This is a genomic window from Lamprobacter sp. (assembly GCF_034860625.1).
Classification (GTDB): domain Bacteria; phylum Pseudomonadota; class Gammaproteobacteria; order Chromatiales; family Chromatiaceae; genus Lamprobacter.
Map to the genome: position 1 here is coordinate 1 of NZ_JAYESN010000062.1, position 19,481 is coordinate 19,481.

The window sequence follows — 19,481 nt, forward strand, 5'->3', positions numbered from 1 at the left end:
GTGAAGAGCCCTCAGATGGGTGATTCAACGCAGGTTGAAGGCGATGGGCAAGGTGATGGTCAGGCGCGACTGGCCGAGGCTCCGCGGGATCTTCGGCATCGGTGAGGCGCGGTTGAGCATCGCGGCCGCCTCCTGATCGAGCAGTGGATGGCCGGAGGTCATGACGATCTGGTGCGAGACGACACGGCCGTTCTGGTCGATGGTAAAGCGCACCTTGACCGTGCCCTGCTGACGCATGCGCCGAGCGCGGGAGGGATAGCGCTTGTGCTTATTGAGCCAGGCGGCGAGCTGACCGTAGTAGTTGCTTGCACCGCCCGAGCCGCGTCCGCTGCCCTTGCCACGGCCGCTGCCCGCGCCTTGCTTGCCGAGTCCGGCACCGCGACCGCGGCCGCTGCTGGCCTGTCCGTCCCGGCCGCTTGCTGTTGCGGATGAGATGCTTGCGCTCCCGCTCGCGCCGGAATCCGATCCGACGGCTGAGCGGTGAGTCGACCCGGTGCGGCTAGCTGTCGTCGGCGAGCGCTCGGCGGAGGTCGCTGCCGGGCGGGGTGGCGTCGTTGGTCGTGGCTTTGGCTGTGCGGCAGGCGCCGGAGCGGGCTTAGGCTTGGGCGCCGATGATGACGCGATCGGCTTGGACTTGGGCTTCGGTGTTGGCTGAGTTGCCGATTTCGGCTCAGGCTCAGGCGAGGGCTTGCGTTGCTTCTGCTGAACGGTCTTGGGTGCCGGCTCCGGCGTTGGCTCGGGGCGAGCGGTGATTGGCGTCGTTGGAGATGGGACCTCTTCTTGCAGTTCTTGCTGAGGCGATCGCGTGACAGCCGGTGCAGGCTCAGTGATTGGCGCTGATGCGGCTGGAACCGGCTGCGCAGCGGTTCCCGCGGCATCCGTTACCGACGCCTCGGTGGCGGCATTCGCGGCCTCGGCTTCAGCTGCTTGTACATCAAGCGGTTGGGCATGGGCGCTCGCCAAGGCTGTTCCGGGCGCGATGGCCGAGAGCGCGGCGGCGGCACCTGCCCCGGCTTCGCGCCCATCGCCACCCTCGGCGCGGCCATCACCGCCGTCGCCGAGCCCAATAATGACGGTTACCGGCTTGGGCATCGGCGTGGCCGGTGTCGGCACCAGTGCCAACGCCAAGACCGCGTGCAACATCCCGGCGATGAGGAAGGCGATGAGCCAATGGCGCAGCGTCAGCTCCATGATGGTTGCCTCAGGACGGTTGACTCAGTCTTGGCGGGCCAGCAATCGCACCCGCTCGACACCCAGTGCACGGAGCTGCGTCAGCAGCGCCCGCAGCTCGGCCATGACGAGGGCACCGTCGGCCTTGAGCGTCAGGTTCAATGGTGTCTCGGGTGTATCGGGTATGTCGGCGGATTTGAGCGACTCGGCGAGCGCCGTGTTCAACTGATCCGCCGGGATCAGCTCGCCGTTGAGCGCGATGCGCCCATTGGCATCGATCAGCAGCTGCACTGGATCGGGCTCGGTCGCCTGTCCCTGTCGCGAGACTGGGGGATCGATCGGCAGCGCATCCGTCGGCGCGATGGTGCCGACGATCATGAAGAAGATCAGTAGCAAGAAGACGACATTGATCAGCGGGATCAAGGCTATTTCCTGATCCCGACGCGGTGGCGGTTGCGTCAAACGCATCGCGATCTCCTCAATACAGCCGCAGCACTGGCACGCCAGCGGCGGCAAGGGCGTCGAAGACCTGCAGGAGTTGCTGCAGATCGACCGAAGCATCGGGTTGCACGACCACGCCAAGCGTTGGCGTGCGCGCTTGCCACGCGCGCAGTGCGGCGGCCAGGCCCGCGCGTGGCAGCCTGTCCCCATTGAGATCGAGGCTGCCGTCGGCCTGGATGCGCAACAGCAATGATTGCGGCTGGCCGGTCCCCTCGCTGCTCACCGATGGTGCCTCCAAGGGCACGGCATGCAGACGTGTGAGGGACGAGGCCAGCATGAAGAACAGCAACAGGATGAACACCACGTCGATCAGCGGCGTGAGCCCAATCGTGCGACGGCGTGCCGATGGACGTTGCTCAAGCTGCATCACCGAGACCCTGATGGCGTGGACGCGAGCTAGCGTCTGCGTTGAGCGAGGGGTGGTGCTGGTGCGGCCCCATCGAGGCGGCCGCCTCAGACGCGTTCGACGGAATGCTATGCGCGCCTGGATGCGCGCTTGAAAGGACCGAACGCGCACCCGGCTGCATCGCCGAGCAGGTGAAGACCCGAGTGACGGCGTCTTCCATCTGGTGCGCGCAGCGCTCGACCCGGCGCTCCAGCCAGCTGTGCAGCAGCACCACCGGGATGGCCACGCCAAGGCCGGCCGCGGTGGTCAATAGCGCCTGCCAGATGCCGCCCGAGAGCACGGCGGGATCAACACGGCTGCCGGCAGCCGCGAGCTGCTGGAAGGCCTCGATCATGCCAAGCACGGTGCCGAGCAGCCCAAGCAGCGGGCTGAGCGAGGCGATCACCTCCAGCGCCCGCAGCCAGGAGCGCAGTTGTTCCAATTGAGCGTTGGCCGCGCGGCGTAGCTCCTCGCGCAGCAGCTCGAGCGCTGCCGGTGGCTGATTGCGGACCTGCTGCAGCCCGCGGATCGCTTGCGCGACCAAGCGCGCGGTTGGTTGCCGACGATCGCCGAGGGTCGCCAAGGCCGCGGCAGGCTGGTCGCGAGACCAGCTCTGCAGCGCCGCCTCGACCGAGCGCGGGGTATCGAGGCGCAGGCGCGCGAACTGCCAGAGCTTGGCCAGCACGATGGTGAGCGCGACGATCGACAGCACCGCCAGCACCATCAAGACGGGGCCGCCGTTGCCGACGGTCTCGCGCAGCGGCTCGCTCAGGTTGGCCAGGCTCTCCAGCCAGGACTGTGGCTCGACAGCGCTGGCGTCTGGCAGCATGGAGTCGGCGGCCTCGGCGGCGGCGCGCTCGGGAGCGGGTGCCGTTGGCGCCTGTGAGAGATCGCTCGCGGGCGCGTCCGCTGGCTGAGCGGACAGCGGAATGTCAGCAGTGACGGGGTCGGCTTGGGCGTCGGTCATAGCTCGAGATGATCGGGGGCTTGGGTGGTCTGAGAAGCTGTGCTGTGATGGCTGGAGCGCGCGCTTGGGATGCTGGCAGAGGCTGTGCCCCTGGTAGAGGCTGTGCCCGGCGGCTGCGCGCGCCAGGATCTCGCCTGGACCCGCTGGGCCGGGCGGCGCGGCGCCGATGACCGATCGGCGAGCGGCACGATCAGCGGGCAGCCGAGCTCTGGATGCGCCAGGATCTGCACCGGCAGCCCGAAGGCCTCGGCGATCAGGCCCGGCTTGAGCGCGTCTTCCGGTGCGCCGACCGCAAGCAGCCGGCCGGCCTTGAGGATGGCGACACGGTCGGCGTACTGGGCGGCGAGGTTCAGATCGTGCAAAACCACCAGGACGCCGAGGTCATGCCGGGCCCAGCGTCGCGCCAGCGCCAGGGTTGCGTGCTGATGGGCGATATCCAGGCTGGCGGTCGGCTCGTCCAGGAGCAGGAAACGCGGCTCGCGCTCGGGAAGCGGGTCCCAGATCTGCACTAGGACGCGCGCGAGGTGGACGCGCTGGCGCTCGCCGCCGGATAGCGTGGTGTAGCGGCGCTCGGCCAGGTGCGCGATCTCGACCTCGCCAAGGGCGCGTGCAGCGCGATGGACATCCTCGCTGCTTGGGCCGCCGAACGGAATCCGCCCCATCAGCACCACCTCCAAGGCGGTAAACGGGAAGTCGAGCGGGCTGTGCTGCGGTAGCACGGCGCGGCGTTTGGCGAGCTCTCGCGCTGGCCAGGCGCTTAGGGGCCGGTTGTTGAGCCGTACCTGGCCGCGCTCCGGGCTCAGCTCCGCGCTCAGCGTGCGCAGCAGGGTCGACTTGCCAGCGCCGTTGGCACCGAGCACCGCGAGTACCTCACCGGCGGCCAATCTCAGGCTCAGGTCATCGAGCAGGGCACGGCCATCGCGGCGGATGCAGAGCCCCGCGGTCTCCAGGGTTTGATGGGAGCCAGGATCAACAGGCGGTCGCACATCCATCTTCATGTCGTTCTCCGCTGCCAGCGCAGCAGCAGGGCCAGAAAGAAGGGACCACCGAGCAACGCGGTGAGGATGCCGATCGGCAGCTCGGCCGGGGTCACCAGGGTGCGCGCCAAGAGATCAGCGAGCAGCAACAGGCTGCCGCCGAGCAGCGCGGCCCCGGGCAGTAACAGACGATGATCAGGGCCCAGCGCCAGGCGCAGCAGATGGGGCACCACCAGTCCGACGAAGCCGATGATCCCGCTCACCGCCACCGCTGCGCCAACCGCGAGCGCGGCCAAGGCCACGATCAGCGGTTGCATGCGCTGAACCGCGATCCCCAGATGACCGGCCTCGGCTTCACCCAGGAGCAGCGCATTCAGCGTGCGCGCCAGCAGCGGCAGTGCCAACAGCGGCACCGCGATCAGCAGTGCGGCGCTGCCGACCGCTGGCCAGGTCGCGCCGCCGAGGCTGCCCATGCTCCAGAAGGTCAGGGTACGCAGTTGTTGGTCATCGGCCAGATAGGTCAACAAGCCAGTGCCAGCGCCGGCGAGGGCATTGATGGCGATGCCGGCGAGCAGCAGGGTCGTCACCGAGGTGCGGCCATCCCGACTGGCCAACCGATAGACCAGCAAGGTGGTCACCAGGCCACCGGCGAAGGCGGCGATGGGCAAACTGAAGGGGCCGAGCGCCTGCGTCAGGAAGGCCAGTCCCTGCCCGCCGAGCACGATCACCGAGACCGCTGCCAGGGCCGCGCCGGCGGAGACGCCGATGAGGCTCGGATCGGCCAAGGGGTTGCGGAATAGCCCCTGCATGGCGGTGCCGGCGACCGCGAGGCCGGCACCAACGAGCAGGCCGAGCAGAGTGCGCGGCAGCCGAATCGAGAGGATCACCGCCTCGTGTTGAGGCGCGACCTCGGCGACCGGCAGACCAGCCAGCGTGCCGAGCGTGCGCAGCACATCAGCGATCGGGATCGCGACCGGCCCGATCGCGATCGAGAGCAGGGCCACCGCCAGCAGCAAGGCCAGCAGGGCCGCCAGAGTCAGCCGCTCGAGTTGGCGGCGCTGCAGCACCGGATGGCTGGCAGGATGTCTGGCGGGAAGGTCGAGCACGCGGGTGTTCATCGAGCCACCGTTGCTCAGGGCTGTCCGGCGGTGAGACCGGAGCGCTCGTAGGTTTCTTGATCGATGATGCCGAGCTCACAGGCGAGCTGCGCGGCGGCTACCGCCAGTCGCGGGCCGAAAGCGAGCAAGAGCGGACCGTCCATCGCCAGCACGCGCTGGGCCTGGCCAGCGGGCGTGGCCTGGAGCGCGCCACGCTCAAGCACGGCATCGACACCGCCGAGCTGCTCAAGATTGCGCTGCGTCACCAGGATCACGTCCGGTGCTGCAGCGAGCGCCGCCTCGGCGCTGAGCGGTTTGTAGCCGGCGAAGGCGTCATGCAGCACGTTCTCGCCACCGGCAAGGCGGATGACGGTATCAGCCGCCGTGTCGCGGCCGGCGGCCATGTCGTTGCCGGAGCCGATGTGCAGCAGGAAGAGCACACGCGGCCGTTTGCTGCTGCGCTTGGTGGCCGCCTCCAATTGGGCGAGTTCGTCGTCGAGCTGCGCGCTGAGCGCGGCGCCGGCCTCGGCTCGGTCGAGTACCTCGGCGACTGCGGCGATTGTCTCGTGCAATCCGGCGACGCTGGGCGTATTAGGGATGCGGCGGGTGCTGACCCCGGCGCGCGCGATCTGCTCGAGGACCTCAGGCGGTCCGGCGTCATCGGTGACGAGCAGCCGATCCGGTCTGAGGCTCAGGATGCCTTCCGCGGACAGGGCGCGCTTATAACCAACCTTCGCAACCGCCTCGGTGGCATCGGGATAGAGACTGGTGGTGTCGATGCCAACCAGCTGCGTCTCGCCACCAAGCGCATAGAGGATTTCGGTGATGGCGCCGTCGACCGAGATCAGCCGCGCGGTCTGTGCGGATGTCTCGCCTGTCTCGGATGCCTCGACGAGAAGAGCAGAGGCGCACCAGAGCAGGCCAATCGCCGCGCCCGACAGTGTTGTCAGTAACCGCTTGCGGGGTTGCATCAGGCTTGCTCCGGATAGGCGATCTCATCGAGCAAGGCCCGCCACTGCGGCGACTCGGATTCGCCGCCCTTGCGCAGGCCGAAGCACTGCAACAGCAGCGCGCCGGCGGCGTCATAGCACTCGAGGCTGGTCACCACACCCTGATCGGTGGGTTTGCGCACCAGCCAGCTCTCGGCGATCGCCTCCATGCGGAGATGCAGATTGAAATCCGGATCGAGGATGTTGTACCAGGGACCGACGGTGACGAGCCGCTTCTGGATTAGGCCGCTGTGGATCTGGATGCAGCCCGGGCTGCCAACGAAGAGCATCACCGGCAGGCCCTGCTCGTGCACGCGCTCGAGCAAGGTCTGATAACGGTTCGGCGCAAGGCAGCGCGCGAGATCACTCCCCACTAGGCGCAACGCCTGGCGACGCTCGACCTGGAATCGGCGTAGCAGACCGAAGACATCATGCGTGTTGCGCATCGCCTCCCAAGCCATCCGCAGCCCGTCGGCGTCGATGTCCGCGTCGGCCACCGCAGGTGGCGCAGCCGGAGCCGACGCCACTTGCAATGCGGGTGCCTGTGGCCAGCGGTGACGCGCGATCAGCGCCTCCCAGGCCATCGTGTCGGTTGCCTTGACCCGATAGATCTTATGCACCGCAGTGCCGTTGCCATCGAAGAACTGCAGACTCTCGCGCACGCCTGTATCCGTTGTCTCGCGCAGCAGGAATCCGCTCTTCCAATGACGCAGGAACAGGCGCAGATCGATCGCCTCGCCGACGACCTGGCCCATCCCGTGCTCGGGATAGATCGAGACCTCCTCGAACGGACCGGTCTTCTCGATCACAGCGGCATGGTTGCGGGTCAGCGCCATCACCGGTCCAACCGCGCGCAGATCGGTGATGAGCGTGCCCCAGTCCTCGTCCAAGCGCAGGCTCTGTGGATGGCAGGCCAATAGCTCGGCCTCGCTGACCGCGAGCTGCTCGGCGGCATCGCGCGCACGCAGCCCTGGCTGAGCTTGCTTCAGGTTCTGCCAGTGTTGCCAGAGCGCCTCCGAGGGTTGAGCCGGCTGTTGCTCCGAGGCCCACGCCTGCGGCGCAGACGCCGAGGCTTGGGAGGGCGCGCTGCTCGCATCCAGGCTCATCGCACGGCCTCCTCGAGCACCACATCGAAGCCCTCGAATAGCGGATGCCCGGCATAGGTGCCATGCGGCGCCTTGGCCTGCGCATGGGCTTGGCGAAAGGCGTCGGACTCGCGCCAGGCATCGAAATCGGCACGCGAGGCCCACTGGGTGTAAGAGGCATAGAGCCGGCTCTCGCCGTTATCCAGCCCCTTGAGTAGGCGAAAGCCGCGGAAGCCGGGCATGCTGTCGAGTTGTGATTCCCGCGCTCGCCACATCGCCTCGAAGGCCTCCTCGAAGCCTTGGTTGATGCGGAACCGATTCATCGCGATGAACATGAAGCCGTGCCTCTTGCTGTGTTCACGTCTGGTCCAGAAAAAGGAGCGACCATCCGCGGGGATGGTCGTCCAAACACTGATGTCGCCACTGAACGGGTGTTGTGAGCCAGCGGATCATGCAAGGCCGCTCACAAAGGCCGTCCACGAGGAGCAGATTAGCAAAAGCGAATCTAAATGACAATCGTTCTTTTTATACTTTATGGTTCTGACCAGACGCTGTTTGTTCGATCTCAGTCTGAGGTAGCGGCGGCTCGGTCCTCAGCAGGTCTGTTGCTGAAGACTCGGTACAGAAGCATTCCGAGCACGATCGTGGCTACCCCGATCATTCCTGCGATCGGCCTGCTCAGGACCGCATAGACCGTGATCCAGAGATTGCCGGCAATGAAGAGCAAAGGGGGTACGGGGTACCCCAGGACGCGATACGGCCGCGGCAGATTGGGTCGACTTCGACGCAGCCACATCAGGCCGAGCACGGTGAGGATTGAGGTCAGGGAGAGGGTGAAGCCGATATAGATCAACAAGGCGTCGTAAGCGGCGATCAGGATCATGCCGATCGCGATCATGCCTTGGAACAGGATGGCTTGTGCTGGCGTCGCGTGCACTGCGTGTACCTGCCCGAAGCGACGGAAGAAGAGGCCATCCCGGGCCATCGCATAGTAGACGCGCGGGCCGGCCATGATCATTGCGCTCATCACCGAGAGGAGACCGACTGCGATCGCGATACCGAACAGGCGCCCGATCTTATCGCCAAACAAGGCGCTTGCGGCCGCACTGCCGACATCTAATATTCCGGCCATCGCCGCTGCGGGCAGGGCATAGAGATAGACCAGGTTCAGCAACAGATACAGCAGAATCACCAGCAGGGTGCCGATGATCAGGGCAAGCGGCAGATTGCGCTCCGGCTGGCGGATCTCCCCACCGACGTAAGCGGCCGCATTCCAACCGCTGTAGGCAAAGGAGATGAAGATCAGGGCCACGGCAAGCTGGCCACCACCAAGTCCTGTCGTTGCATCGGCGGTGACATGGCTGATGCTTCCCTCTCCGAGCCAGAAGCCGCCGATGACAAAGGCCAGGATGAGGCCGACCTTGAAGCTGGTCAGCAGGTTCTGCATCCCCTGTCCCATCTGCAGGCTGTGATAGTGAGCGAGCGAGAGGAGGACGACCGAGGTACAGGCGAGTGCCGTGATTGGCGAGAGACTGATCAGGTTCTGGCCGCCGACCTGGAGGATGGTCCAGCTCGCGCGATCGCTGCCAAGCAGATAGGTCGCGAACGCGATCGCCGCCGCCGCGATCGGTGCCGAGAAGCCAACGATCAGCGAGATCCAGCCGGAGATGAATGCCGGCAGCGGGCCGAAGGATTCGCGTAGGTAGGCGTACTCGCCACCGGCTCGCGGCAGCATGGCGCCGAGCTCGGCGTAGCAAAGTGCGCCGGTGAGGGCGAACAGGCCACCGAGCAGCCAGCATAAGAGCAAGGCCGCAGGGCCGCCAAGCTCGGCGAGCACCAGCCCCGAGGTCGTGAAGATGCCGGTGCCGACCATGTTCGCGACCACCAAGATGGTAGCCGACGTCAGTCCGATGCGGCGCGCGAGGTAACGTGGCTGATCTTGCTGGACCGAGACTTTGGAATCAGGACTCATCGCAGAAAATCGCCGACGTAGATCAGATGCTCGAACGGCAGTTCCCGACCCTTGATCTGTTCGCCGATGGTGGCGAGCGTTGCTGTGATCACCTGCTGCTGACGGTCGCCTGCATGGGTGACGATGGCGATGGGGGTATCCGCTGGATACCAGCGACCGAGCGCGGCGATGGTGTGCTCGAAGTCCGAGCGCATCGTGAACAGCACCAGCGTCGGCTTGGCCTTGGCGAGACGAGCAAAGGCCTCCTGGCGCGCGGCTTCATCCGTTTCGCGTGGCGCGCTGGTGAGGACGATTCCCTGGCTCTTGCCGCCACCGACGATTGCTCGCCCCAAGGCCGCGTTGGCCGCATTGAAGCTGGAGAGGCCAGGAACGACCACGGGGTCGAGATCGGCGAACTCCTGCAGATAGCCGCTTTGGGGGCCATAGATCATGGGGTCACCATAGTCGAGGATCACCACCGACTTGCCATCGGCAACCGCCGCGCGAATGACCTGTCGCGCCTGCGCCTCCAACTCTTGTTGGTCCTCGTCATTGCGACCGAGCGTTCGGAACAGCCCATGCCCCGCCTCATAGGTGTCCTTCCCTTGGAGCAGTTCGGCGAGTTGTTCCCGCAGCCGTTTCATGCCAAAGACGATATCGGCCTCTGCGATGGTGTCGCGAGCACGCAGGGTCATGTTGTCGAGATCACCGATACCGGTGCTCACCAGGAACAGCTGACCGTACTGGGCCGACGGCGACGGCGCTTCGACGGTGGTCTCACTCGCGCCAGTAGCGAGGCTGACACACCAGAGCAGGATGACTGAGTGGGCCGCGAGGGTGCGCAGCAAGATGGCTGGACGGAGGGCGATTAAGGTCATGCTTCGAAGATCTCTACAGGTCTATCAGGTGATGGGCCGCAAGCGAATCAGGCAAGCGAGGTAGGAAGTCAGAATTGATAGCTCAGGGCGAGGCGGATATCGCGCCCGGGCTCATCGATGACGCCGGTGGTGGAGCTGGCAAGGGAGGCCTGGTCGGCATAGCGCCGATCGAACAGGTTGTGAACCGCGAGCGAAAGGGTCAGGCCTTCGGCCATGCGTGGCTGCCATTCCGCACGGATGTTGTGCAGCGTATAGCCCGGTCGTTCCGATTCACCCTCGGGCACGTCATCCACGCTATCGACGGCCGTCAACGTATAGCCCAGGGTGACATCCTCGCGCGGACTCCAATTGGTATCCCAGACCAACCGGTCGCCAACCGGTGCGCCAAAGCGACGCACCACGCCGAGGGGGTCACCGTCTTCATCCGTGAGATCGACGCTGACAAAGGCAAGAGAGGTCCAGAGCGCTTTCCAGCTCCAATTTGCCCGCACTTCATAGCCGCGTGAGAGCAGGGTGTCCTCGCTGTTGCCAATCTTCTGAACCGGGCCAGGGCCGCCACCGATGCGCACGATCGCGTTCTCGAGCCGGGTATTGAAGAATGCAAGCTCGGCATTGAGCTGGTCATCATGCCGGATCAGTCCATTGGTACTGAAGCGCAGGCCGCCTTCACGCTTGAAGGACAGCTCGGGCTGCAGTGGCTTGCCATCGTTGATGTTGGTGTTGGCGTCGATATTCGCCATCCAGCCCACAGGAATGATGCCGCTGCCGCGCACGGCCTCGCCGTAGGCGGCGTAAGTGGAGAAGCCGGCTGGCAGCTCGATCTCTAGGCCGACGTTTGGGGAGACCCGATCACCGCTGAAGGTCGTGGGCCCGTAGTCAGAAGAAAAATCGTCGTAGCGAGCACCCAGGGAGAGCAAGAACCGGTTGATACGCAGTCGTTCCTGCGCGAACAGACCAAGATTGCTGGACGCATTGCTGCGCCGGCTGCCGTCGCCAGAACGACTGATGCCGTCCTCGCTGTAGTAGTCAGCGCCCAAGGTCAGCTCAGACTCGGTCGCCCCAAGCTGGAAAATGGCCGTATTGCGTAGGCTGCCGCCCCACTCCTCGCTAGAGACCTCGCTGTTGCGATCACGATTCTCTAAGCTGCCCTCGTTGGCATAGAGATTGACGCGCCAATCAAGTAGTGGGCTTGTCCCGCGGTAGCGGTGGTCGAGCGTATAGGTATCGCGTGAGATGATCTGATAGTCCGGCTCGGCACCCTCCGGTGGATAGCCCATATCGCTACCGGTGCGGCCGTACAGATAGAGTCCGGAGTTCGTATGACGCTCGGCGCTTAGACGCAGGTCATGTCCGTCGATGTCGAGCACGCTGGCCTTGAAGAAATAGGTGCGGTCTTGGCCGGCGGAGTTCGGCACCTCGCCACCGCCGCCGATGCGATAGTCCTCGCGGTTGGCCCCGAAGATGTGGGCAAGCAGCCCAACCGGCCCCGTCTGTCCAAGCGCAGAGGCGCTGCCGATGTCTGATTCATCGGCGCTCGCATAGCCGGCCTTGAGGATCGCGCCCGCTTGTTGCCCAGGCTGAAGCAGGTCTTGGGCATCGACGGTTTCGAAGCGAATCGCTCCCCCGAGTGCGCCAGGCCCGAGGTCGGCCGAGGGGCCTGTGATCACCTCCACGCGCTTGAGCAAATCGGGGTCGAGGCCGCCGATGCCACCACGGTGCTGATGTAGGTTGCGTCCCTGACGCGCGCCGTCAATGCTGATATTCAGGTTGCTGCCCTCAATGCCACGCAGGTAGATGCGCTGGGCGTTGCGGGTTCCACCGCCAATCACGACCGATGGCTCGTCCCTGAAGACATCGGCCATGTCGGTAGCGACATTGCGCTGCACCTGATCGACTGGGATCGCCCGCCCATCGACACCAGCGTCGGCTTCGACCTCGATGCGCGGTAACTCCACCTCCACCCCCATCTGATTAGAGGGCTGTGCCTGCGTTCCGGTGGCGACCAGAGCAAGAGAAAGCGCGGGGAGCCTGGAGGGCCAGCAGTGACTTTTCATGAATATCAAACCAAAGATTATGTATACTGATTCTCATTTGTATAGACATTAAGGCTGATAGGCCGGCTTAGGAAGACAGATTCGTGGAACAGAGCGTTCCACGCTCGCGAACGCCATGACCGATTTCGACACATTGCGGGCCTTGCTCGCGCTCCGTGCCCAAGGCAATCTCACTGCAGCAGCACAGGCGCTCGGGTGTCCTAAGTCGACGCTGAGCCGCCGACTAGCCACCTTGGAAGATGCACTTGGCCAGCGCCTGACCCGCCAGGCAAGCGGTCGGCTCATGCTGAGCGATGCAGGTGTTGTGTATGCCAGCTATGCCGAGCGCATGCTCGAGCTGGCCGACGAGGCCAGGCGATCGCTGGAGATGCTCTCAACGGACATGCGTGGCGCACTGACCGTCTGGCTGGATCACCAGCTTGCGCGCGGATGGACGACGCGGGTCTTGAACGATTTCCTCGCTGTCCATCCCGAGGTCACACTCAGTGCGCGTGTGGTCTCACCCGATGCGCTTCCTGAGGCAGAGTCAAACGATCTCTGGCTATCCTGCGATCAGCGCATGCTGCCGCAGCTGAAGCGGATCGCGTTGGGACGCTGGCAGCGCCGGCTCTATACCGCGGCCGCAGAGCAGGGACAGTGCTGTCTGCTTGATGACCCCTCTGCTCTGGAAGACTGTCCTTGGCTCACCATGGCTGGCGAGCCGGATCGGATCAGCCTACGACACTCAAAACGAGGTGACGTTTACCGCATCCAGCCGGGTGCGCGCATGACTGTCGACTCCCAGTGGATGCTCGCCGATGCCATCGCCCGTGGTTATGGGATCGGTATGCTGCCTGGCTGGGTTGCGGAGTGCCCGCGACACGGTTTTCGCGGCCAGTTTCAGCGCGTACTGGCCGATTGGGAAGGGGATGCGACCGTGGTGTTCTTGCATGTGCCATGCGGACCGCGTCCGTGCCGCGTCCATGCATTGATCGAGCACATCAAGGATCGGCTGCCACGGCGTTGGGCGCTTTGACAATCGAGCCCTGAGCGCCTCGGCAGCTCAGCGGATGTCGAGCTGTTGCGCCCTGGATCTGATGTTCGCGTAGCTCGTGATGATGGCGCATCAAACAGGCCGGAATTTCTGGCAACGAGAGATTGCGTAGGATTAACGCAAACTCCTCGCCACCAATCCGCGCGACGAGGTCCTGGTCGCGCGTGCTCCCGCGCAGTTTCTTCGCGAACTGCTCGAGCACCTGGTCGCCGCCTGGATGGCCATAGGTGTCGTTGATGCGCTTGAAGAAATCGATATCGAGGATGACGAAGGCAAAGGGCTCGCCGCTATGTAAATGCTCGGTGAAGCAGTTGCCGATGCTGTCCCAAAAATAGCGAGCATTGTAGAGCCCGGTCAGCTTGTCGGTGATGGCCTCCATGCGCAAAGCCTCGTTGAGTGCGGCGATGCGCCTGGATTGTTGCCAGGCATTCTCTTCGCGTAATGCGATCGCGCGCTGCATCCAGTGGATATCGCGTTTGAGCCTGTTTAGCTCGTATTCATCACCCGGATCGGCTGGCTCCGGACCGATTGGTAGTGTCAGATCGTAATTGCTGCACTTGATCCCACCTAGGTTGCTGCTTGGTCCTGGTAGCGCTTTGTGATCCCGGCTGTTTGTCACGCATCGGTTTGAGGCTCATGGTCTCCTGGCAGTAGCCCAGCCGCTGGCCCTGGGGATCGGTGCGCTTCAGGTCGAAGCTGAAGCGATGTGTGCTGGGGTGATAATCGTCGGGCGCGACGACCGCGAGCGCGGTGAGAAAATCGGCGAAACGGTTCCATTGGAAGGGGATACCCTTGCGATTCGCCTTGTGCTGCAAGGCGTGATACCGAGTGTAGAGGTTGCGGGTCCAGTCGCGTCCAAATAGTGTGCTCGGTACCGGGTGGCGCAAGGGCTGCTCGTCTTCGACAAAGAAGCCAGCGCTGTGCACGATGCGCGAGTGCATCAGATCCTCGTGACCGACATAGGCGTGATGCCCGCCGTTGATCGGCGCCTGACTTCGACGGAGGTATTCACCGACCTCGTTGCGAAGTCGCGCCAGGCTTGCCGCAATGGCGGGATCGAACTGCTCTCCCGCGTGGCGGGAGACCTCGTCGATTGCTGCCGTGAGAGGCATCGCCTTGCGATAGGGCCGATTGGAGGTCATGGCGTCGAAGCTGTCGGCCACAGCGATGATCCGGGATTCCAGCGGAATCGCCTCGCCGGCGAGCTGCTCTGGATAGCCATCGCCGTCAAAGCGCTCATGGTGGTGCAGGACGATGGTGGCGATGCCCTGGAAGCTCGGCAGGCGGCCGAGAATGTTAAAGCCGATACGGGGGTGGCGCTGGATCTCGAGCATCTCCTCGCGGTTGAGCCGACCGGCCCGGTTGAGCACACGATCGCAGATCGCGATCTTGCCAATATCGTGCAGGAGTGCGGCGACATGGATGCGTTCGCAGATCGCAGACGGCAGCGCAAGCTCCTGGGCCAGCATCTCTGCATAGAGCGCGACCCGAAACGAGTGCTCGTAGGTATAAGGATCACGGGCATCTAACGTGGCGAGCAGGACATCGATGAGTCCTTGGAGTGCGATCGAATCTGACATGCGTGGCTTTTCGTCGACTCGTTCCAAGCGCATCTTGAGCGGTCTTCTCGAGACAGGATTATGGGTTCTGGCGCGCTATCTCGCTTAGGCCAACGGGGTTGTGAAACGGTCGTTGAGTGTACAGGAATACATAGCAATTGCAAATCGTTCGCATTATTGTTTAAGCGTTTCTCTTTGGGCCTTGATCGACAGCGTGGCGATTGGCCACACCTGCAACCGCGCCAGGCCAATCGGTTGTTCACCTCGGCGGATCGTCGTCGAGGTCGAGACGCTGCAGTTGCGCGTCGAGGGCACTCTTGCCTGCTTTCAACGCTTGTATGCGCGCACGCAAGGCGTCGAGATTGGCCGCCGGCGCCATCACGGCACCCGTCGCTGCCGAGCGCCGCTTGCCGTTGTCGTCGAGCTGGGCGCGGAACAGCTCCAGGCCATGCCGCACCAAGGCGTGTCCCTCGGGCTCGAGGTTGGCGAGGATCGGATCAACCTCGGGTGGCACGGCGATCTGCAGCCGCTCGAACAGAGCGATCAAGGGTTCGCCGCGCAGCCAATCCAGCTCGCCGGCGGCCTGCGCCCGCTGCATGCGCGGGGCCTGCAATTCGACGATCGGCCGCGCGTTGGTATTCAGCGGCGCGTCGGCGAACAGCGCGCGGGCCGCGCCCAGGTTACCGCCGTAGTAGAGAAAGAGCGGCGGCAGGTTTAGATTCGGGGAGTCGCGCTCGGCGGCGGAAACGTCTTGGGCCTCCAGCGCCGCCATGCGCGCGCTGATCCGCGCTGGGTCGATGGCTGTCGGCTCGGTGTGGCCGACGAGGGCGACGATCGGGCCATTGGGCAGGAAGTCGCCGCGCCAGAGAGTGGCGTGCGGAAAGACCTCAAGGAAGGTGCGCACGATGCTCGCGAACAGGGGCTCGGAGATCTGGTAGAGCGGAATCCATTGGGCGAACAGCCCGCCGGCGGCCAAGCGGGCGCGCACCGCGCGGAAATGCTCCAGGCTGTAGAGTCCGCCGACCCCGGCCTTCCAAGGGATGAAGAGATCGCCGACGATCACATCATAGTGTTCGCGGGTGGCGGCGAGATGGTGGCGGCCATCCTCGATCAGGATCTGGGCTCGCTCATCGTCGAACAAACCGTTGTTCCAGGGCGCGAAGTACAGCCGCGCGGCGGTGATCGCCTCCGGTAACAGTTCGGCGGCCTCGACCCGTTCGACCTCATGGTGCAGCGCCGCACCGGCGGTGATGCCGGTGCCGAGTCCGAGAAAAAACACCGAGCGCGGCTGTGGATGCAACAACAGCGGGATATGGCCCTGACGGGCCTCGTGCGCGCGCCCGCCGCTGCCGCCGAGGGTGTAGTGATTATCGACCTTCAGGCGCAGATCTGCGCCCCGGCGAATCACAGCGACGGTGCCCGCGCCGCTCTCCCAAAACTGCAACAGGCTCTCGCTGCGACCCAGCGGATCGACCCGAACCACCGGCAGCCGCGAGGCATCCAGCACCGAGAACAGCGCCACCAGACCCAGCACTGGTGCCAGGATGGCAGCGCGCGGCTGCAGGCGCGCGCGCGGTGGCAATGACGATGGCGATGAATCCGCCACGCGGACCGGCGGCGATTGCGGTGAGCGCGGCAGCAGCAGCGCCGCAGCAAGATAGAGCGCGCCGAGTAACTGAATCGAACGCCAGAGTCCAAGCCAGTCCAGTAGCAGGAAACCGGCTCCCAGGGCACCGGCGATGGCCCCGAGCGTATTCAAGGCGACCAGGCGCCCGACGGTGCCGCCGACATCGATCCCCGGCTGCTCGACGATCCGCATCAGGTACGGAAAGAGCACGCCCAGCACCAGCGTTGGCACCAGTAACACAACGCCGACACTGACGAAGGCGGTGGTCAGATAGCCGCTCCAATCGGTGCCAATGCCGAGGTAACCGAGACCATCGCTTAGGTGCGCGAAGGTTAGCGGCGTGCTCGCCACCAGCAGGCCACCCGCCGTCAACAGCCAAGGCAGGAGACGTTCCGGTGCGCGCGTCAGCCGCGCCAGCCCGGCGGCGCCCAGGGCACCGAGCGCCAGGGCGATGAGGAATAGGATCAGGACGATTGCAAAGCTGTAGACAGAATTGTGCAAGACCTGCGCGAACATCCGCGTCCACAACACTTCCAACGCCAAGGTGACGAAGCCGGAGAGCAGGGCGAGGGCGGCGATCCAGAAAGCCGGCAGCGCGGTTGGCGATGTTGCCGGCGCAGCCGCTGTTGCTGGCCCTGGCCCCGGCTCCGGCTTAGACCCGGACTGCGGCTCGGGCGACTCATGTGCGGATGTGGCGGGTGCCTCGGCGCTTGCCGACTGAGAAGCGGTGCGCGCGGCCGCTGGCGCTTCGAGTGCCCAGCGCCGCGCTAAGACCAGTGCCAGGGCGCCGACTCCGAGCGCGAGCAGCACCGCGAGGCCATGCGTCCAGCGCCAGCCGACCCATTGCGGCAACACGAAGGCCGCCGCATAGGCACCGAGCGCGGCGCCGAGGGTATTGAGGCCATAGAGCAGCGGCACCTGACGCCCCATGCGCGCGGGTTGCTGCACCAGGAATCGCGACAGAACCGGCAGGGTGCCGCCCATGAAGAACGCGGTTGGGAAAAGCAGCAATAGCGCCAGCCCAAGCTTCAGCAGACGCAGCCAGCCTGGGCTCGCCAGGGCCCAGGACTCATAGAACCAGCCATACAGCGCGTGAAACGTAGGCAGCAGCAACAGAGAACCGGAAGCAGTGACGCCAACGGCAATCTCTAGCAGGCCATAGACACGCAAGGGCTGGCGCAGGCGCGGACAGACGTGTCCCAAGACCGCGCTGCCGGTAGCCAGCCCGAGGAAGAAGGCGGCGAGGGCGGTTGCGCTGGCCCAGGCCGTGCTGCCGAACAACAGCGCCAGCTCGCGCATCCACAGCGTTTGCAACAGCAAACCGACGGCACCTGAGACAAAGAACAACAACAGCACGCCGGCCTGACGGCCAAGCCCGGTCAGCGGGGAGGCCGCCGTGTATAGATGGGGGCCGCATCGATCGGGTTCGCGAACACCAGTGCTGGGAAGATCGGGGTTCTGTTTGACAGACATCAGGTTGCTGGGTAGCTTAGATAAAAGTTACGACATAACATTATGTTTTTCTCCTGATCCCCAGGCAAGCCGCTGCACCGGAGTCTCGTATGAATGCCCCTCGCTTCAGTTTCCTCTTGTTCGCCGCTCTCCTTGCGGCATTGCTGGCCACCAATGCCGTGGCCAGCGACAACGACGTTGCCGAGCTACGTGCGATGCTCGAAGACATGCGCGGCGAGTATGAGCAACGCATTGAGCAGCTCGAAACCCGCCTTGTCGCGGCCGAGCGTCAAGCCCGCGAAGAGGCGCGTCGCGCCGCCGAGCAGCGCGCCGCATCGCGGCCAATGAGCGCCCCGCCAGCGAGTGGTGCCGAGAACGTTACGCGTTCGGGCACGCCGAACGCTGGCAGCTTCGAGGCGCTCACTACGGGCACGGCCTTCAATCCGCAAATCTCGGTGATCCTAGATGGCAACTACTATCAGGATGATGCCGATGGCGCCGGTGCCGATTGGGTTGGCTCGGCCTTTCAACCCTCGCAGCCTGGTGGACATGGACATAGTCATAATGGTGGCGGACATGCCCATGCCATGACCGAGCAAGGCTTCAATTTCCGCGAGGCCGAACTCGCCTTCACCGCCACCGTAGATCCGTTTTTCGATGCCGCCCTCTATCTCGGGCTCGATGGCGACGGCAATATCGACGTTGAGGAGGCTTATCTGCAGACGCGCGCGCTGCCCGCCGGCTTGCGTCTGAAAGCGGGTAAATTCCTCAGTGATTTTGGCTACGTCAACAAGCAGCATCCGCATGACTGGGACTTCGTCGATCAAAATCTGCCCTATCTCAATCTGCTCGGCTCGCATGGTCTGCAAGACACCGGCGTGCAGCTGACCTGGCTGCCGGAGCTGCCGGTCTATACGCTGTTGGGCGTCGAACTCACGCAAGGCAATCAGGAGATGTTCGGTGCCACCCTCGGGGGAGATGAGCAAGCCGCGCTGAATCTCGGCGACACCAAGAGTGGGCCGAGGCTGTGGACCGCTTTTGCCAAGGTGGCCCCGGATATCGGCCGCAATCAGGCGCTACAGTTCGGACTCTCCTACGCGCACAATCGCCAGCATCAAGAGGTGCATACCCACACCCACGCGCATGATCATGGCCATGATCATCATGATCACGGCCATGACCACAACGGTCATGCCCATAACGACCACGGCCACGATCATAACGATCACGGCCATGCCCACAACGGCCATGATCACCACCAAGAAGAGCTGCACCGCGCCGGCCTCGCGGGGGATGCCGATCTCTGGGGGCTGGATCTCGTCTACAAGTATGACGGTGGCCGTCCCTATGGCGCAGGCGATTTCAAGTTCCAGACCGAATATCTGCGTTCGATCAAGGATTTGCGGATGCGCTACAGCGATCATCCAGAACAGATCGGCAGCCAACGCAAGTTCACCACCGATGGCCTCTATGCGCAGGCGACCTATGGCTTTGCGCCGCGCTGGAAGGCCGGGCTGCGCTACGATGTGTTGGGTCTGACCAACAAGGTCAGTGGCGGCAGTCACAGAGAGTTCGGCTCCTCGGATCGCTGGAGCCTGGATCTGACCTGGGATCTGACCGAGTTCTCGCGCTTACGCGCGCAGTACGCCTATAACGATATCCTGGTCAACCGCGACGAGCGGGAGCGCTTCAACGCCTTCTATCTGCAGTTCTTGGTCAGCATGGGCACGCATGGCGCGCATTCTTTCTGATGCCG

17 protein-coding genes are annotated in these 19,481 nt (G+C 64.4%); 2 read left to right on the top strand and 15 right to left on the bottom strand.

The window, feature by feature from the left end; all coding sequences use genetic code 11:
- Positions 1–24: 24 nt before the first annotated feature.
- The 12 genes from VBE63_RS15725 to VBE63_RS15780 all read right to left on the bottom strand — a co-directional run bounded on the left by VBE63_RS15725 (position 25) and on the right by VBE63_RS15780 (position 11,967).
- On the bottom strand, positions 25–1,191 hold the full coding sequence (locus tag VBE63_RS15725; protein WP_323683975.1) for a TonB family protein: 1,167 nt from the start codon (positions 1,189–1,191) through the stop codon (positions 25–27).
- Between the two features lie 24 nt (positions 1,192–1,215).
- A complete protein-coding gene (locus VBE63_RS15730; RefSeq protein WP_323683976.1) occupies positions 1,216–1,638 on the bottom strand; it encodes a biopolymer transporter ExbD in 423 nt (140 codons plus the stop codon).
- 10 nt (positions 1,639–1,648) lie between these two features.
- On the bottom strand, positions 1,649–2,038 hold the full coding sequence (locus tag VBE63_RS15735) for a biopolymer transporter ExbD (RefSeq protein WP_323683977.1): 390 nt from the start codon (positions 2,036–2,038) through the stop codon (positions 1,649–1,651).
- Positions 2,028–3,023, bottom strand: a complete 996-nt coding sequence (locus VBE63_RS15740) for a MotA/TolQ/ExbB proton channel family protein (protein WP_323683978.1) — start codon at positions 3,021–3,023, stop codon at positions 2,028–2,030. Before VBE63_RS15740 ends, VBE63_RS15735 begins: the two co-directional genes overlap by 11 nt.
- Positions 3,020–4,021, bottom strand: coding sequence for a heme ABC transporter ATP-binding protein (locus tag VBE63_RS15745; RefSeq protein WP_323683979.1), 1,002 nt, complete (start codon positions 4,019–4,021; stop codon positions 3,020–3,022). Before VBE63_RS15745 ends, VBE63_RS15740 begins: the two co-directional genes overlap by 4 nt.
- Entirely contained in the window at positions 4,018–5,118 is a 1,101-nt protein-coding gene (locus tag VBE63_RS15750; protein WP_323683980.1) for a FecCD family ABC transporter permease, read from the bottom strand. The genes VBE63_RS15745 and VBE63_RS15750 overlap by 4 nt, the downstream gene beginning before the upstream one ends.
- A gap of 14 nt (positions 5,119–5,132) precedes the next feature.
- Positions 5,133–6,068 carry a heme/hemin ABC transporter substrate-binding protein gene (locus VBE63_RS15755; RefSeq protein ID WP_323683981.1) on the bottom strand — a complete coding sequence of 312 codons (936 nt, stop codon included), beginning with the start codon at positions 6,066–6,068 and terminating at the stop codon, positions 5,133–5,135.
- The gene (locus VBE63_RS15760; RefSeq protein WP_323683982.1) at positions 6,068–7,192 is read right to left on the bottom strand and encodes a hemin-degrading factor; all 1,125 of its coding nucleotides are present in this window, start codon (positions 7,190–7,192) and stop codon (positions 6,068–6,070) included. The genes VBE63_RS15755 and VBE63_RS15760 overlap by 1 nt, the downstream gene beginning before the upstream one ends.
- Positions 7,189–7,506, bottom strand: coding sequence for an antibiotic biosynthesis monooxygenase (locus tag VBE63_RS15765; protein WP_323683983.1), 318 nt, complete (start codon positions 7,504–7,506; stop codon positions 7,189–7,191). Before VBE63_RS15765 ends, VBE63_RS15760 begins: the two co-directional genes overlap by 4 nt.
- Before the next feature lie 230 nt (positions 7,507–7,736).
- Positions 7,737–9,143, bottom strand: a complete 1,407-nt coding sequence (locus VBE63_RS15770; protein ID WP_323683984.1) for an APC family permease — start codon at positions 9,141–9,143, stop codon at positions 7,737–7,739.
- Positions 9,140–10,000 carry an SAM-dependent methyltransferase gene (locus VBE63_RS15775; RefSeq protein WP_323683985.1) on the bottom strand — a complete coding sequence of 287 codons (861 nt, stop codon included), beginning with the start codon at positions 9,998–10,000 and terminating at the stop codon, positions 9,140–9,142. The genes VBE63_RS15770 and VBE63_RS15775 overlap by 4 nt, the downstream gene beginning before the upstream one ends.
- Before the next feature lie 68 nt (positions 10,001–10,068).
- The gene (locus VBE63_RS15780) at positions 10,069–11,967 is read right to left on the bottom strand and encodes a TonB-dependent receptor domain-containing protein (RefSeq protein ID WP_416274569.1); all 1,899 of its coding nucleotides are present in this window, start codon (positions 11,965–11,967) and stop codon (positions 10,069–10,071) included.
- Between the two features lie 202 nt (positions 11,968–12,169).
- On the opposite strand from VBE63_RS15780, the gene VBE63_RS15785 reads away from it, so the two are divergent.
- Positions 12,170–13,069, top strand: a complete 900-nt coding sequence (locus VBE63_RS15785; RefSeq protein WP_323683987.1) for a LysR family transcriptional regulator — start codon at positions 12,170–12,172, stop codon at positions 13,067–13,069.
- On the opposite strand, the gene VBE63_RS15790 is transcribed toward VBE63_RS15785, so the two are convergent.
- The 3 genes from VBE63_RS15790 to VBE63_RS15800 all read right to left on the bottom strand — a co-directional run bounded on the left by VBE63_RS15790 (position 13,035) and on the right by VBE63_RS15800 (position 17,746).
- Positions 13,035–13,547 carry a GGDEF domain-containing protein gene (locus VBE63_RS15790; RefSeq protein WP_323683988.1) on the bottom strand — a complete coding sequence of 171 codons (513 nt, stop codon included), beginning with the start codon at positions 13,545–13,547 and terminating at the stop codon, positions 13,035–13,037. The two genes, VBE63_RS15785 and VBE63_RS15790, sit on opposite strands and share 35 nt — an antisense overlap.
- A 40-nt stretch (positions 13,548–13,587) precedes the next feature.
- The gene (locus VBE63_RS15795) at positions 13,588–14,667 is read right to left on the bottom strand and encodes an HD-GYP domain-containing protein (protein WP_323683989.1); all 1,080 of its coding nucleotides are present in this window, start codon (positions 14,665–14,667) and stop codon (positions 13,588–13,590) included.
- Positions 14,668–14,905: 238 nt separating this feature from the next.
- Positions 14,906–17,746 carry a fused MFS/spermidine synthase gene (locus VBE63_RS15800; protein WP_323683990.1) on the bottom strand — a complete coding sequence of 947 codons (2,841 nt, stop codon included), beginning with the start codon at positions 17,744–17,746 and terminating at the stop codon, positions 14,906–14,908.
- An 89-nt stretch (positions 17,747–17,835) separates the two neighbouring features.
- Between VBE63_RS15800 and VBE63_RS15805 the strand changes: the two genes are divergently transcribed.
- Positions 17,836–19,476, top strand: coding sequence for a TonB-dependent receptor (locus VBE63_RS15805; protein ID WP_323683991.1), 1,641 nt, complete (start codon positions 17,836–17,838; stop codon positions 19,474–19,476).
- Positions 19,477–19,481: the final 5 nt, after the last annotated feature.